This window comes from Zhongshania sp. (genome assembly GCF_029212375.1).
Taxonomy (GTDB): Bacteria; Pseudomonadota; Gammaproteobacteria; order Pseudomonadales; family Spongiibacteraceae; genus Spongiibacter.
Map to the genome: position 1 here is coordinate 58,554 of NZ_JARGNU010000014.1, position 16,102 is coordinate 74,655.

Genomic DNA, 16,102 nt, shown 5'->3' on the forward strand with positions numbered 1-16,102 from the left:
AGAACCCATGCGCCAACTGTTAATATTTTTGTGTTTGTCAGTTTTTACTCTTACTGGATTTGCCGAGGGCGATGTTGCCCAGCTGCACCTGCATCTCTCTGGCGCGCAAAGCCTTAATGCCAAGTTTGTGCAGCAGGTTCGGGATGTTGATGGCGAGCTTTTACAAGAGAGCAAGGGCACAATAGCCCTCAAACGGCCGAATAAAATACGCTGGGAAAGCATCGAGCCCTATCATTATTTGTTGGTGAGCAACGGCCAAACTGTGTGGCGCTACGACGCCGACCTTGAGCAACTCAATACCGAGGCCTTCGATGCCAATCTGGCGCAAACACCGGCCATGATCATTGGTATGTCGATAGACCAGCTGGCCGCCCAGTATGATGTGAATGTCAAAAAGAACGGCAATGCCCGTGAATTTGTGCTCACGCCAAAACAGCCGGGCTCCTTCACCGAAATGGCCTTGATGTTCACCTGGGGCAAGCTTACAGGTATGCGCTTAACGGATACCCTTGAGCAAACCACTAAAATTGAATTTGTTAATCCCAAGTACAATAACCGCTTTAGCGACCGTGAATTTGAGTTTAATGAGGCTGAGGCGAGCAAGTCTTGACAGAAGCCGCTAGCAAAGCGCCTCTGGCGGCGCGTATGCGCCCCCAAACCCTAGACCACTATCTTGGCCAAGATCACCTTCTCGCGCCCGACAAGCCGCTGCGCAGGGCGCTAGATTCCGGTCAGCTCCACTCAATGATTTTTTGGGGGCCGCCTGGCGTTGGCAAAACCACACTTGCGCAGTTAATCGCGCAGCTCTGTGACGCCCATTTTATTAGTATTTCGGCGGTGTTGGCGGGGGTTAAGGATATTCGCGCCGCGGTTGAAGACGCCAAACAGCAGCAATTCTTTCAGCGTCGTACTATCTTGTTTATTGACGAAGTACACCGCTTTAATAAATCCCAGCAAGATGCCTTTTTACCCTATGTGGAAGACGGCACCCTTATTTTTGTGGGCGCGACCACCGAAAACCCTTCCTTTGAAATTAATAACGCTTTGTTGTCGCGGGCGCGTGTTTACCAATTAAACCCCCTTAGCGATGCCGCAATTGTTGATATTGTCCGCAACGCCGCTAGCCACGAAGGTTTACAGATAGCGCAGGCAGAGGTCGAGCGAATTGCTCGCCATGCCGATGGCGATGGTCGTCGCGCTTTGAATTTACTCGAGATTGCCGGTGATATGCTCAGCGGCAGTGCCGAGCGCGAGTTGCACGGCGATGTTATCGATCAGGTGCTCAGCGGTCAGCCGCGGCGGTTCGATAAGGGCGGCGATCTTTTTTACGAGCAAATCTCAGCGCTGCACAAGGCAGTGCGCGGCAGCTCAGTGGATGGCGCCCTGTACTGGTTTGCGCGCATGCTCGACGGCGGCTGCGAGCCTTTGTATGTTGCGCGACGCTTGGTGCGCATGGCCAGTGAAGATATCGGCAATGCTGACCCCAGAGCGTTGCGACTATGCCTAGACGCATGGGAGGTTCAAGAGCGGCTTGGCAGCCCAGAAGGGGAGTTAGCCATGGCGCAAGCGGTATGCTATTTAGCTGCCGCGCCGAAAAGTAATGCCGTGTATGCCGCGTATAATGCCGTGCGCCGTCAAATTACCGCATCCCCGAGCTACGATGTGCCGATGCACCTGCGCAATGCGCCAACCGGGATGATGAAAGACCAGGGCTTTGGCGAGGGCTATCGCTATGCCCACGATGAACCCGGCGCCTATGCGGCGGGTGAAAATTACCTGCCGGAAGCACTAAAGGATGAGGTGTATTATCAGCCGGTTGATCGCGGGCTAGAGAAAAAAATCGCCGAAAAGCTGCGATATTTGCAGGAGCTTGATGATAGTGCTGCCTACAAGCGTTATCGTTGAGCTGAATGGGATAGAATAGCCACCCTGCTTGGAGACGATAACACGTGCAAATTTATTTACTTATCGCCCTTGGCGGGGCTTCTGGTGCGCTCAGTCGCTATGGCGTTGGCCGAATGGTCAGCCATTACTTGGCCCAAGAACACTGGCCGCTGGGCACCTTCGCGGTAAACTTTATTGGCTCCTTTGTGATTGGTGCCGTGTACGTGCTAATCACGGAAAGATCTGCGCTGCATGCAGATTGGCGCTATGTTTTGATGGTCGGCTTTTTGGGCGCATTTACCACTTTCTCCACGTTTTCACTGGAGTCGGTGGCGCTACTAGAGGCGGGAAAAATACTGGTGGCGCTGGCGTATATGCTCACCACATTGATTAGCTGCGTGGTCGCTTGCTGGCTAGGAATCGTGGTTTTGCGCGCTGCATAATTTTATTATTTATTGAACAAATACAGATGCTTGGAGATTTACGTTAATGTTAGACATTAAGCAGGTTCGGCAGGATTCGCAGGCAATTGCCGAGGCGCTGAATAAGAAATATTTTAAATTTAACGCCGCAGAATTTGAGGCCTTAGATGCCAGCCGCAAGCAAGCGGACATGAACAGCCAGAACCTGCTGGCCGAGCGTAAAAAAGCCTCGAAGCAAATTGGCGAATTAATCAAAACCGGATTAAGCATTGATGAAGCCAAGGCCCAGGTGAACGAAACCTTGGCGAAAATCGAGTCGGAATTGGAAGCGCTTAAACAGCAAGCCAAAGATGCCAATGACGCCCTCGACCAGTTATTAATGGCGGTGCCGAATTTGCCCGCCGCCGAGGTGCCCGAAGGTAAAGACGAAAGCTGCAATGTTGAAGTATTGCGCTGGGGCCAGCCCCGCGAGTTCGACTTTGAGGTAAAAGACCACGTCGACGTGGGTGAGAACCTTGGTGGACTCGATTTTGATACTGCCGCAAAAATCACTGGAAGCCGCTTTTCAGTTATGCGCGGCGGCCTCGCCAGAATGCACCGTGCGCTAATTCAACTAATGCTCGACACCCACACCCGCGAGCACGGCTACCAAGAAGTGTATGTGCCCTATATGGTCAATGCCGACTCTTTGCGCGGCACCGGTCAGCTGCCCAAATTTGAAGCCGATTTATTTAAATTGCAGGGTGATTCAGAGTATTACTTAATCCCCACCGCCGAAGTGCCGGTGACCAATATGTATCGCGACACGATTGTTGAGGCTGCCGAGCTGGAGAAGGGTCTGCGTTTCACCTGCCACACCCCCTGTTTTCGCAGTGAAGCGGGCAGCTATGGCCGCGATACGCGGGGCATGATTCGCCAGCATCAATTTGAAAAAGTGGAACTGGTGCAGTTTGTTCGTCCCGATCAGTCTGACGAGGCCTTGGATACGCTAACCGGACACGCAGAAGCGATTTTGCAGCGCTTGGAATTGCCTTATCGCAAGGTGATTTTATGCGGTGGCGACCTCGGTTTCTCGGCCCGTAAAACTTACGATTTAGAAGTGTGGTTGCCGGGCCAAAGTGCTTACCGGGAAATTTCCTCTTGCAGTAATTTTGGTGATTTCCAAGCGCGTAGAATGATGGCGCGCTGGCGCAACCCCGAGACCGGTAAGCCCGAGTTGCTGCACACGCTTAACGGCTCGGGTTTGGCGGTGGGCCGCACCTTGGTGGCGATTCTAGAAAACTACCAACAAGCGGATGGTTCTTTGACCGTACCCGAAGCCCTGCGTGGCTATATGGGTGGCATCGAAAGCCTGCAAGTAGGGGCCTGCTAAATATGGAGTTCCTACCGCTATTCACCGACTTACGCAATAAACCCTGTTTATTAGTGGGCGGTGGCCAAGTTGCGCTGCGCAAGGCGCGCTTGCTGTGTAAGGCGGGGGCCAAGTTGCGTCTGGTTGCTCACGAAATATTGCCAGAGCTGGCAACGCTTTGCCTGAACGCGGGCGGCGAATGTATTCGTGGCGATTACGGCGACCATCTGCTCGATGACGTATTTTTGGTCATTGCCGCCACTGATGATGAAGAATTGAATAAGCGGGTCTCGGAAGCTTGTCACGGGCGCCATATTCCTGTGAATGTAGTCGATAATCCGGATCTCTGCAGCGTGATTCTACCGGCGATTATTGACCGCTCGCCGCTGATTATTGCAGTGAGCAGCGGTGGTAAGAGTCCGGTGCTCGCGCGCTTAATGCGTTCGCGCTTAGAGGCCAGTATTCCCGCCACTTATGGCCGTTTGGCACATTTGGTGGGCAGTTTTCGCGACGCGGTAAAAGCCCGCTTTGCCGACATAGACGATCGCCGCCATTTTTGGGAGCAAACCCTGCAAGGCCCAATCGCCGAAATGGTGTTTGCCGGCAAAGATAAGGTTGCCAGCGAAATGCTGAGCGAAGCCATTGCCAAGGCCGAAACTAGCTCGGGCGGCGAAGTGTATTTAATCGGGGCTGGCCCTGGTGATCCTGATTTAATGACGTTTAAAGCGCTGCGCTTACTACAGCGTGCCGATGTGGTTTTATACGACCGTTTGGTGGCACCTGCCATTGTTGATATGTGCCGCAAAGACGCCGAGCGAGTGTATGTGGGTAAAGCCCGCGCCGATCACGCGGTGCCTCAGCAAGACATTAATAAACTGCTGGTCAAATACGCTAAAGAGGGTAAAAAAGTTGCCCGCTTAAAAGGCGGCGACCCGTTTATATTCGGTCGTGGCGGTGAAGAGATCGAAGAACTTGCCGAGGAAAAAATCCCCTTTCAAGTGGTGCCTGGTATTACCGCTGCGTCTGGCTGCGCCAGTTATTCGGGCATCCCGCTCACGCACCGCGATTACGCGCAATCAGTGCGTTTTGTAACGGGGCATTTAAAAGATTACAGCTTGAATCTGCCTTGGGCCGAATTGGTCCACCCTAATCAAACCGTGGTGTTTTATATGGGCCTAGTCGGCTTGCCGAGTATATGTGAGCAATTGATCGCCCACGGCCGTGGTGCCGACACCCCAATTGCGGTTATTCAGCAGGGCACCACACCAGAGCAAAAGGTAGTTGTGGCAACGTTGGCAACCATGGTCGACCGGCTAGTTGATGAACCCGTGCGGGCGCCGACCCTGATTATTGTTGGTGAAGTTGTAAGCCTGCGCGAAAAGCTAGCTTGGTTTGAACTTCGCGATCTTGCTGGCAGCGCGGTGTAACACCGCGCTGCTTCGCGACTCTCTTCTCTGAATACACCAAATTTGCGGAGGCTTAATGACTCAGCTTGATGCTCAAAGCGAGCACGACTACGACTACGATTTATTTGTGATTGGCGCCGGTTCCGGCGGGGTGAGAGCGGCGCGGATGTCGGCCGGCTTTGGCGCCAGGGTCGCTATTGCCGAATCGCGCTATTTGGGTGGCACCTGTGTCAATGTTGGCTGCGTGCCCAAAAAACTGTTTAGCTACGCCGCCCATTACCGCGAAGATTTTAGCGATGCCCAAGGGTTTGGCTGGCAAAGTCAGGTAGAGCCCTTGGATTGGCCGCGGCTGCGCGACAATAAAACCCGTGAAATAGAGCGTTTAAATGGCATATACGGCAATTTGCTGAGTAATGCCGGTGTCGAACTGCTTAATGGCCACGCCAGCTTTGTCGATGGCCACACGCTCAGTGTTGATGGCAAGCATTACACGGCAAAGCGGATTTTGATTGCCGTGGGCGGCTGGCCCTTTATTCCCGATATTCCGGGCCGTGAATTGGCTATTAGCTCCAATGAGATATTTTATCTCGACACCCTGCCAAAACACGCGGTGGTGGTGGGGGGCGGTTATATCGCCACGGAGTTTGCCGGGATTCTCCACGGCCTTGGGGTGGAAGTGGATCAAATTTACCGTCGAGATTTGTTTTTGCGAGGCTTCGATACCGAGTTGCGCGAGCAGCTTGCCGAGGAAATGCGCAATAAGGGCGTTAATTTGCGCTTTAACGAAAATGTTACCGCCATTGCTGCAGAGAATGGCCGTTTTCGCCTTAGTCTGGAGAATGGCGGCAGCATGCTCACCGACCAGGTGCTTTATGCAACGGGCCGTAAGCCCTTGTTAGAGGGCCTAGGCTTGGAAAAAACGGGCGTTAAGCTCACTGAGCAAGGTTATATTGACGTTGACGATACGTTCCAAACCAGTGATGCCTCTATCTATGCAGTTGGCGATGTCACTGGAGGTATGGAATTAACCCCAGTCGCACTGGCGGAAGGCATGAATTTAGCCAAGCGCCTGTACAAAGGCGAAACCAAGACCGTGGATTATAAATTTATTCCCACCGCGATTTTTTCGCAGCCAAATTTAGCGACTGTTGGTTATAGCGAAGAACAGGCGCGGGAACACTTTGGTGAGATCGCAGTATTCACCTCGCGGTTTACGCACTTAAAACACACCTTAAGCGGCAACAAGACTAAAACCTTATTAAAACTGGTTGTCGATAAAGCCACCGACCAAGTCGTTGGTGCTCATATGCTGGGTGATGAGGCGGGTGAAATTATTCAAGGTTTGGCGGTGGCGATAAAAGCGGGGGCTACCAAGGCAGACTTTGATTCCACTATTGGCATTCACCCAACGGTTGCCGAAGAATTTGTGACAATGCGCGAAGCCAGTCGTTAGCCTTGATCCATTCGCTAGCCCGCGAGACACACGTGCTAGCGAATGGGGTTACTACTGCTGTTTGGCCAGCCGTTCAGGCTGAAAATAGGGGATAGCATCAACCAGAATATGACTGGCTTCAATTAGCAGTGGGTCTGGGTCTTTTTCCTTGTCTTTATCTTCTTCACTCTCCGGCGCGCTTTCGCCATTTAAAGCCAAGCTCTCTTCGTCTTTGCTGTCTTCTTCTAGGGCCTTTAAGGGTTCTTCACCTTTCGCTACCCGACGGCGGTTTTCCATCGCCAATTGCAGGGCTTTTTGCTCATCGCGCTCGGTGCGACGTTTGTCGATATTCAGTGATAAATGGGTTTTACTGCGCATTTTTTCGATAACTGCGATTTGCTCCTGTAAAAAGACAAAGTCGGGGTCTTTGGCAATACGCTTTTCATGCTTGCGTTGCAGGGTTTGTAAGCCTGCTTTTAAATCAAAATAGTAGCGGTGGTTAGCGCGTGCGATGCGGTCCCAGCTCAGGGCATTGTCGAGAATACTCTCGCCAATTTTGTCTTGGTCATATAACGGTGGGAAGGCGATATCTGGAATAACGCCACGATTTTGAGTGCTGTCACCAGAGATTCGGTAGAACTTTGATTCCGTTAATTTCAACTGGCCGTGGCTCAAGGGGTTAACCGATTGCACGGTGCCCTTACCAAAAGACTGGGTTCCAATAACGATACCGCGCTGATAATCCTGAATAGCGCCGGCAAATATCTCGGAGGCCGAAGCGCTCATGCGGTTAATGAGCACCGCTAATGGGCCAGAGTAGTAGGCCGAGCTGCGGCGCTTGCCCTCGCGAATTACCCGTGAATTCGATTGCCGAATTTGCACGGTTGGGCCAGATTCAATAAAGAGGCCGACCATGCCATTGGCTTCTGCCAAGGAGCCGCCACCGTTGTCGCGCAGGTCGATCACAATACCTTCGGCACCTTGGCTCAGTAATTCGCCCAAAATACGGTGAACGTCGCGAGTGGTGCTGCGGAACTCGGTGTCGCCTAAGCGGTAGGCTTCAAAGTCTAAATAGAAGGTGGGTACGTCGATCACGCCCACATGGTGACTCACGCCGTGGCTGTCTTTAAATTCAATCAATTCGCCTTTGGCGCTTTGGTCTTCAAGTTTGACTTCATTGCGTTCAATAATAATCTCGCGACGGGCTTCTTCACTCTGGGCTACCGCGGGAATCACGTCTAAGCGTACAAACGAACCAGCGGCGCCGCGAATCAAGTCCACAACGTCGTCTAAGCGCCAGCCAATAACGTCTTGCATCTCACCGGATTTGCCCTGCGCGACGCCAATGATTTTGTCGGCAGGTTGCAGTTGGCCCTGTTTGTCGGCTGGGCCTGCGGGTACTAGGCGAACGACTTTGGTGTAGTCGTCTTCCATTTGCAGCACGGCACCAATACCTTCGAGCTTTAGGCTCATATTGATCTGAAAGTTTTCAGAGAGGCGCGGCGAGAAATAATCGGTGTGGGGATCGTATAAAGAAGCGAAAGCATTAGCGTACATCTGAAAGGCGTCTTCAGACTCTAGCTGACCCATACGCTTAATTTGGTTTTTAAAGCGCTTACTAAGTAAGTCTACGATGCCTTCTTGGTCTTTGCCTGCAAGTTGCAGGCTCAATACGCGGTTTTTAATCTGCTTACGCCAAATTTCATCGGCGGCAGCGCTGTCTTTTGGCCAGTCTTCTTTGGCGCGATCCAGCTGAAAGTCTTCATTGGTACTAAAATCCATCGCCGCAATGGTTTCTGGCAAGGTGTCTAGAGCCTTCTGCAGCCGGTCTAGCATGCGCTCGCGGTAGCGATTGAAAATAGCAAAGCCCGCGTCGAGCTGGGATTTTTTCAGCTCGTTGTCTAAAGCGTCGCGGTATTTCTGAAACTCATTGATATCGCTTTGCAGTAAAAACTGGCGATTCGGGTCGAGGTCATCTAAAAATGAGTCGAGGAGTTTTCCAGAAAAATCGTCGTTTAAAGCCAGCTTTACATAATGTCGGGTGTCCAGCTGTTTAACCATATCGCGAATTGCGGTGGTATGGCTGGGCTCCGGTTCGAGTGCTTTTATGGCATCGGCCGAAACATGGACAGCGCTAAATTGAAGTAAAAGGGCAATAACTACGCAGCAACTGCGGGCGAATCTTTTATTTAACATTAAATACCGCATCTAAAGTCGAGTGATCTTGAGTATGGTACACCGCCAAGGCGCTGATTGCAGTGCTTGGCAGTAGCTCGATGTTTATTTCCAAAAACGACATATTCGTTAGTGATATACCGCGTTACACTGGAAAGGTCTACTAATTGACCCTGTGGAGCGTATTAAAGTGCATAAAAACCCCAGAATAGCCGTAGTAGAGCGATATATTAACGTGCTATCCAATCATGATACGACCGCAATCAATACCCAATTTACACGCGATGCCGCAGCCTAAGCCCCAGTAACTCGCCAGCAAGTTTCAGGTGTAACTGCCATGCTTCGATACATTGAGCTGGCATTTAGTTCCGGAGTTTCTGTTCGGTTGGTCGGTTCGCCGCGTTTAGCCCGCAAGCACCGCATATCGTCTTTGTGAGCTAAGCTGAAGCCTGACAATGGCGCTATTTTGGCGTACAGCACGCTGTGTAGGCCGTAATAATGGGTCTAGTCAGTATTTTGTGGTAAAAACTGATCGCTCAAATTCTTAAGGACTGTTGAAATAACACCAATGTGAATCACATCTAGAGAAGAGAATTACAATAATGATAAATGCCATGATGAACACCCAACTTACAATCACCTCGATAATGAAGCACGCCGAAAGGGTCAATGGCGCGGTGGAAATTGTATCGGTTACCGCAGACAACCCTCGTCATCGCTACACCTATCGCGAGGCCTTTGCACGGGCCAGACGCTTAGCTAACGCACTCGCTAAGCTAGGCTTGAAGCAGGGCGATACCGTAGCAACCTTTGCGTGGAACGATTACCGCCATTTGGAAATTTACTATGGGGTGTCATGCAGCGGCATGATTTGCCACACCGTCAATCCACGCCTATTTCCTGAACAAATCGAATACATAGTGAACCACGGTCGCGATCAATGGGTTTTTGTTGATGCCACCATGGTGCCGCTGTTAGAGCAATTGCAAGACACCATGCCGAAGGTAGAGGGTTTTGTGGTGATGACTGACCGCGCTCACATGCCAGCTACCAAACTGCGCAATGCGCACTGTTACGAGGAATTATTGGCCGCAGAGAGTGAAAACTTCACTTGGCCAGAGTTAGATGAAAATACGCCGTCGGCGCTGTGTTATACATCAGGCACTACCGGCAACCCCAAAGGCGTGATGTATACACACCGCTCTACAGTGCTGCACTGCTACGCCAGTATTGCGCCTGACGTGTTTGGTTTGTCGGTGAAAGATGTCGCCTTACCCATTGTGCCCATGTTTCATGTTAATGGCTGGGGTATGGTTTACAGCGCGCCGATGACCGGCGCCAAATTGGTGATGCCTGGCCCTAAGATGGGTGACGGTGAAACCCTGTGCAAGCTTATTAACGAAGAAAAAGTCACCGTGTCGGCAGGGGTGCCAACAGTGTGGCTCGCGCTGTTGAATTACTTGGCTAAAACCGGCAAAACTATTGCTAGCCTCAATCGCTTAACTGTTGGCGGCGCGGCTTGTCCATTCACTATTTATGATGACTTCCGCACTAAACACGGTGTTGATGTACAGCAGGGCTGGGGTATGACAGAAATGAACCCGCTCGGCACCTTTAATGGCAATGTGCCACCGTCGATCGCGGAACTGCCTCCTGAGCAATACGACAAAATGCGTCTTAAACAGGGCCGGCCAGTGTTTGGGGTCGAGATTAAAATAGTAGACACCGACAACAATGAGTTGCCCTGGGACGGCGTTAGCGCCGGCGCTGTGAAAGTTCGGGGGCCGTGGATTATCGCCGAATATTATCGTTATGACGGTCAAACCCTAGACGATGACGGCTGGTTTGAAACCGGCGATGTTGCGTGCATTGACGAACACGGCTATATGCAAATTACCGACCGCCTAAAAGACGTCATTAAATCTGGCGGTGAGTGGATTAGCTCTATTGAGCTAGAAAACTGCGCGGTTAATCACCCGCGGGTTGCCGAGGCCGCTGTCGTCGGCATGCCTCACCCCACGTGGAGCGAACGGCCTTTACTACTGGTGATTTTGCACGATGGCGAAAGCCTCAGCAAAGAAGAAATGCTGGCTTGGTTTGAAGGCAATGTCGCAAAATGGTGGATTCCTGAAGATTGCCTATTTGTTGACAGCCTTCCCCATACTGCCACTGGCAAACTAAGCAAAAAGGACATTCGGGAAACCTACAAAGACTACCGTTGGCCGAATATCGCTTAAAATCAGCGTCACCATTTGGTCTAAACTGTGTTGTATATGCGCGCTGTAAATAAAATTAATAAGGGCAATAAATGATCGACTTTCAAGGTTTACTCGCCAGCGTTAAACCAAGCGGTGAAGCCAATCAATACTGTGTGTCTGTTGACGACACTTGGTTGCAAGGACGAACGGCTTTTGGTGGCCTCAGTGCGGCCTTAATTTGCCAAGCCATGCAGCAACAAGTAGATGGCGATCGCCGGCTGCGCGCCTTGTCGGTCGTTTTTGTTGGGCCGGTGCCGGCGGGTGAACACCGCATTGTTATTAGAGAGCTGCGTGCCGGCGGTTCGGTAAGTCATTTACAGGGCGAGCTGGTGTGCGATGGCGAGGTGGCCGTAACTGTCAGCGCTTCCTACGGTAAAAATCGGCTTTCGGCTATTAAAATTGAGGCCCCGAGCATGCCGCACGTCACCCCACCAGAAAGCCTCACGCCGCTACCCTATATAAAAGGAATTACCCCACAATTCACCCAGCATTTTGATATGCGGATAGCATTTGGTGAGCTACCTTTTCGTGGTGCTGCGAGCGCCGATTTTGGTATTTGGTTGCGTTTCCCAAATCCGCGGGCTATTGATGTAGCAGCGTTAGTCGCACTGGCCGACGCACCACCAATGCCGGGTTTAAATATGATTAAGCCCCCAGGTGCCGGTAGCTCTTTGAGCTGGTATTTGGAGTTTCCAGCGGATTTGCCCAGCGCAGATGCCTCGCAATGGTGGTATTGCGATTATCGCTGCCAAGCGGCGGGTGATGGCTATTTCCATAATAACGCGACTATATGGGGGCCAGAGGGTAAGGCGGTGATGTTTAGTCGCCAAATTGCCACTGTGTTTGAAAAATAAGCCCTGCAAATTACGGCTTTTGTGTAATACAAACGCTTACTATACCCAATATAAAAGGCCTTACTGCTAGCGTTACTAGAGAAAGTAAATATGGCAATTGATTTAAGCCCGTTCATTGAAAATACTGCGCGCCTGCCGTCTATTCCGCGGGTGGTAACGCGGGTTGTCACCTTGGCTCAGCAGGGTGAAATCGATATGCAAAATATTGCCGATCTGGTCGCCAGTGACCCAGCCTTGGCGGCCAAAACCCTGCAATATGCTAATTCGCCTATTTATGCCAATGACCATAAAATTGAAAATCTGCGCCGCGCCATAGTGCTATTGGGCTTAAATACCACCGTTAATCTGGCCTTGAGTTTTTCTCTTACCTCGTCGATTAAAGCGTCCCAGAGCTCTGGCCTCCATTACCCCTTGTTTTGGCGACGGTCTTTACTGGCCGCCAGTGCGGCCTTGGAGCTAGGCCGCCTGTCTGGCGAGCGCGCATTAGAGGAGCTGTTCCTAGCGGGTCTCTTACAAGATATAGGCATGATTGCCATAGACCGCCTGCAACCCGAATTTTATTCAGAACTACAAAGTGACCAAGTGTTTCACCAACGGGTTCGCGAATACGAAATTGAAAGAATGGGCGGCGACCATGCCGAAGCCGGTAGTTGGCTCTGTAAACATTGGGGTTTAGCCGACCGCACCACCTTGGCCATTGCTAATAGCCATCGCCCGACGGTGTTTGCCAAAGGTGATCGCGATGGTTTATTTGTGCGCTGTGTAGCTCTTTCTGGTGTGGTTGCCGACTATTTAATCTTTGGTGAAAGCAGTGATGCTCGCAACCAATTGGTTTTGCAGTGCCAGCGGGTTTTAGATTTTAACCTTAATAAAATTGAGCGCCTAATTGAGGTAATGCACGACAAAATTCCTGAGATGGAAGTTTTGTTCGACGTGAAATTAACCGAAAGCGCCAGCCAATCTAAATTGCTGGAAGAGGCCAATGCCACCTTGGCCGCCATTAATATCGAAACCTTGCAGCGCAATCTTCACAAACCAACAACAAAGGAAAAAACCAGCACCAGCACAAAATTGAGCCGTGAAGAGCGCTACGACCCGCAAACCAAGGTGTTTTCTCGCAAGTTTGCCGACGGCTACATTCCCGATGCCTTTGATATTGCCTGCCGCACAGATCGAAATATTAGTTTTATGTTATTGGAGATTGGCAATTTAAAGGAAATTCATAAAAAAGTCCCCGACGCCGATGCCTATATCAATGACGTGGCGCGCGCCCTTGAGGCCACCGTGCGCTCCGGCGATGTGCTTAGTCGTTTCAGCGACGAATTGTTTTTAATCATTATTGGCGGCGCGACCCGCGCGCAGGCGACTATGGTTTGCCAGCGTATCTATGATGCTATAGAAACACTCAGCACTCCGAGCAAAAAGGGCCCCCTAGGCGGTGTTAGCAATATAAGCATTCACGCCAGTATTGGCGTGGCAACCCATGGTGGAGAAGGTGAGTTTAATAGCGCCGAGGATCTGCTTAATGCGGCGCAGTCAGCCTTGTTTACCGCTAAATTAAAACCGACAAACCGAATTGCTGAGTTCGATCAAGAATAAGTCAATTTTGTTACGTTATTTTGCCTCCGCACGTTGTTTTACACACCTTTTAGAGATCGCTGCATATATGAAACTCATCTACCGATTAATGCTGATATTTGCGTGCTTTGGTGTTAGTTGCCCAGTGCTAGCCAACGACCAACTGCGCCAAAGTATAGAAAATTGGTCTGGGGGCTATCCGGCGAGTCTGCTGAATGAACCGGTGATGAATAAAACCCCGCTTAGTCGTTTTTATATACAAAACGACTTTAAACCGGTTTGGTTTAGCAATGCGCGCCTAACGGAATCAGGGCGAGTGCTAATTAGCACAATTAAGCAGATTGATGGCGACGGGTTGCTACCCAGTGATTATCACAGTGAAGTGCTATTACCGCTCTTAGCGGCTGAGGTGGGCGCGCAAGATGTGGCGGCATTCGACTTGCTATTAAGCGATGCCTTTTTTAGCTTGGCGGGGCACCTACAAGCGGGAAAAATTGACCCCATAAGCTTAAGCGATGAATGGGAAGCCAACCGGCGGCACGGCAATGTTGAAACAGTATTGCAGCGCGTCATAAAGCAGGGCGATGTCGCGACCGCTTTAGACAGTATGCGGCCGAAGCAAATTCGCTATTACCGCTTAAAGATTGCACTGGCTAAAATGAAGTTGCTGCCGAACACCTCATGGCAAAAGCCCCTAGCAGAAACGCCGGCGATAAAAACCGACAACACCGACACGCGGCTGCCAATGATTAGTGCGCGACTACGGGTGTGGGGCGACTTGCCCAGCTCAGGCGCAGAAGCGACTGAAGCTGATACCAAGCTTGTTTACGATGCTGCGCTACAACAGGGCGTTAAACACTTTCAAACCCGTCATGGCCTTGATCCTGATGGGGTGATTGGCCGCGAAACAATTAAGGCCCTAAATATATCGCCCAAGGAACGCGCCAAGCAGATTATTGTCAATATGGAACGCTGGCGCTGGCTGGCGGAAGATTTAGGTGACAAGCACTTGCTTGTTAATATTGCGGCTTTTGAGCTTAAAATCATCGACCACAACGAAACTGTTTTTGTAAAACCGGTGGTAGTGGGGCGCAATTACCGCAAAACCCCCGTTTTTAGCAATAAAATACGCTATTTGGTGTTGAACCCAACGTGGACGGTGCCCTTTAAATTAGCAGTTGAAGACAAGCTCGCCGAGATCCAAAAAGACCCAGGCTATTTAAACCGCCTTGGAATTCGGGTTTTCCGCGGTGATTCAACCGTGCCAATCGACCCATTCTCAATCCATTGGAACGAGATTACCAAACGGAATTTTCCCTTTCGTTTGGTGCAAGGCCCTGGCCCCCAAAACGCGCTGGGCCAAGTGAAGTTTATGTTCCCTAATCCTCACGACGTCTACCTTCACGACACGCCCTCGCGGGAACTGTTTAAAAAGGCCGAACGGGCTTTCAGCTCTGGCTGCATAAGAGTGTCTGATCCGCTCGAACTCGCTGAGTTTCTATTGCGGGATCAAGGCTGGGACCACGACAAAATCGCCGCTGTCATCGCCAAGGGGAATACCGAAACAGTGAGTTTGAAAACGCCCCTGCCAATTCATATTGAATATTGGACTGCATGGGTAGATCGCGAAGGCGGTATTAATTTCCGCAATGATATATATGAGCGTGACCAGCCGTTATGGCAAGCGCTAAACAAACCCCTAATTCATGTAGAGCACTAAATGAACCTTAACCTCAATGGCCGTAAGCGCTTTTCAATGTTTTTGCTCGTTGTTGTATACAGTCTCATTACTGGTTTGGCACACGCAGACGCGCCACCCGAATTTGATCCAGGCTTGATGCCGTTCAGTGTTGATGTAGGAAAAAAACCGCTGCGCCAAGCTATTAGTTTGCGCACCGTAATGCCTGGTAAAGCGCTGAGTATTCGCATTAGTCATGGCGGGGCGGAGGAATTTAGTGCAACGCAAGGCGACCAAAAGCTTAAGATTAGCCCTACAGGGCATATCAAATGGCGGGCGCCAAACAAACCGGGCTATTACCCGATTGTGCTGCTGCGCAATAAAGATAAGCGCAAGGTAGAGCTTCAGGTTTTTGTATTGCGGCCAGCGAGTCAAATTGTAAATGGTAAACTTAAGGGCTATCAAATTGGCAGCTACCCCAGTGCCTTAAAGGGCTTAGAAACCTACAAGCCACCGGCAGGTTTTATAGAAGTTACCCCCGCATTAGAGCAGCTCTTGGTATCGCCGCATTTCAGGCTAGGTCAGTTTTTGTGCAAACAGCAAAGTGGCTATCCCAAATACTTGCTGTTACGGGCTGATTTGCTCAACAAGCTCGAACTGCTGTTAAAGACCGTCAACGCCCAAGGTATTCGCGCCGACAGTTTTGTGGTGATGAGCGGTTATCGCACGCCGTTTTATAACAAGGCCATAGGCAATGTCACCAATAGCCGGCATATCTACGGTGGCGCCGCCGATATCTTTATTGATGTAAAGCCCGTCAATGACTATATGGATGACCTAAATGGGGATGGCCTGACCAATCTGAAAGACGCCGAGTATCTTTACGGGATCGCCGATAAATTAGTCAGCCACAGCAAACACCCAGAGTTAATGGGTGGCGTGGGGCTATATGATAAAACCCCAGCCCACGGCCCCTTTGTGCATGTGGATGTGCGGGGAACCCCCGCGCGCTGGGGCCACAAGTAGTTAGCGCTGCGCCAAAACCAGCATTCCCTTTAGGTATT

The 16,102-nt window shown here is 50.9% G+C and carries 12 protein-coding genes; 11 read left to right on the forward strand and 1 reads right to left on the reverse strand.

The annotated features are described in order from the left end of the window. The first annotated feature begins 7 nt into the window (after window positions 1–7). The 6 genes from lolA to gorA are packed head-to-tail and all read left to right on the forward strand — an operon-like array spanning window position 8 to window position 6,516. Complete coding sequence (gene lolA / locus P1U47_RS14015; protein ID WP_301029756.1) at window positions 8–610, forward strand: outer membrane lipoprotein chaperone LolA; 603 nt, start codon at window positions 8–10, stop codon at window positions 608–610. Window positions 611–645: 35 nt separating this feature from the next. Next, window positions 646–1,905: a replication-associated recombination protein A gene (locus P1U47_RS14020; protein WP_301029824.1), complete on the forward strand. Its 1,260-nt coding sequence runs from the start codon at window positions 646–648 to the stop codon at window positions 1,903–1,905. 44 nt (window positions 1,906–1,949) lie between these two features. Beyond that, window positions 1,950–2,327: a fluoride efflux transporter CrcB gene (gene crcB / locus P1U47_RS14025; protein ID WP_301029758.1), complete on the forward strand. Its 378-nt coding sequence runs from the start codon at window positions 1,950–1,952 to the stop codon at window positions 2,325–2,327. Window positions 2,328–2,373: 46 nt separating this feature from the next. Then, window positions 2,374–3,678: a serine--tRNA ligase gene (serS, locus tag P1U47_RS14030; protein WP_301029760.1), complete on the forward strand. Its 1,305-nt coding sequence runs from the start codon at window positions 2,374–2,376 to the stop codon at window positions 3,676–3,678. Between the two features lie 2 nt (window positions 3,679–3,680). Beyond that, a complete protein-coding gene (gene cysG, locus P1U47_RS14035) occupies window positions 3,681–5,084 on the forward strand; it encodes a siroheme synthase CysG (protein WP_301029762.1) in 1,404 nt (467 codons plus the stop codon). Window positions 5,085–5,139: 55 nt separating this feature from the next. Continuing rightward, window positions 5,140–6,516 carry a glutathione-disulfide reductase gene (gorA, locus tag P1U47_RS14040; protein ID WP_301029764.1) on the forward strand — a complete coding sequence of 459 codons (1,377 nt, stop codon included), beginning with the start codon at window positions 5,140–5,142 and terminating at the stop codon, window positions 6,514–6,516. Between the two features lie 51 nt (window positions 6,517–6,567). Here the strand turns inward: gorA and P1U47_RS14045 are convergent, their stop codons facing one another. Then, window positions 6,568–8,691 (reverse strand): carboxy terminal-processing peptidase, encoded by a 2,124-nt coding sequence (locus P1U47_RS14045; RefSeq protein WP_301029765.1) that lies wholly within the window; start codon window positions 8,689–8,691, stop codon window positions 6,568–6,570. A 581-nt stretch (window positions 8,692–9,272) separates the two neighbouring features. Between P1U47_RS14045 and P1U47_RS14050 the strand changes: the two genes are divergently transcribed. The 5 genes from P1U47_RS14050 (at window position 9,273) to P1U47_RS14070 (ending at window position 16,064) form a co-directional block, all read left to right on the forward strand. Then, window positions 9,273–10,907, forward strand: a complete 1,635-nt coding sequence (locus P1U47_RS14050) for a long-chain fatty acid--CoA ligase (RefSeq protein ID WP_301029766.1) — start codon at window positions 9,273–9,275, stop codon at window positions 10,905–10,907. A 71-nt stretch (window positions 10,908–10,978) separates the two neighbouring features. Next, a complete protein-coding gene (locus tag P1U47_RS14055; RefSeq protein WP_301029768.1) occupies window positions 10,979–11,782 on the forward strand; it encodes a thioesterase family protein in 804 nt (267 codons plus the stop codon). A 90-nt stretch (window positions 11,783–11,872) separates the two neighbouring features. Then, window positions 11,873–13,381 (forward strand): HDOD domain-containing protein, encoded by a 1,509-nt coding sequence (locus tag P1U47_RS14060; protein ID WP_301029770.1) that lies wholly within the window; start codon window positions 11,873–11,875, stop codon window positions 13,379–13,381. A gap of 67 nt (window positions 13,382–13,448) precedes the next feature. Beyond that, window positions 13,449–15,080: a L,D-transpeptidase family protein gene (locus tag P1U47_RS14065; protein WP_301029772.1), complete on the forward strand. Its 1,632-nt coding sequence runs from the start codon at window positions 13,449–13,451 to the stop codon at window positions 15,078–15,080. Then, window positions 15,081–16,064 (forward strand): D-Ala-D-Ala carboxypeptidase family metallohydrolase, encoded by a 984-nt coding sequence (locus P1U47_RS14070; protein ID WP_301029774.1) that lies wholly within the window; start codon window positions 15,081–15,083, stop codon window positions 16,062–16,064. It begins immediately after the preceding gene. Window positions 16,065–16,102: the final 38 nt, after the last annotated feature.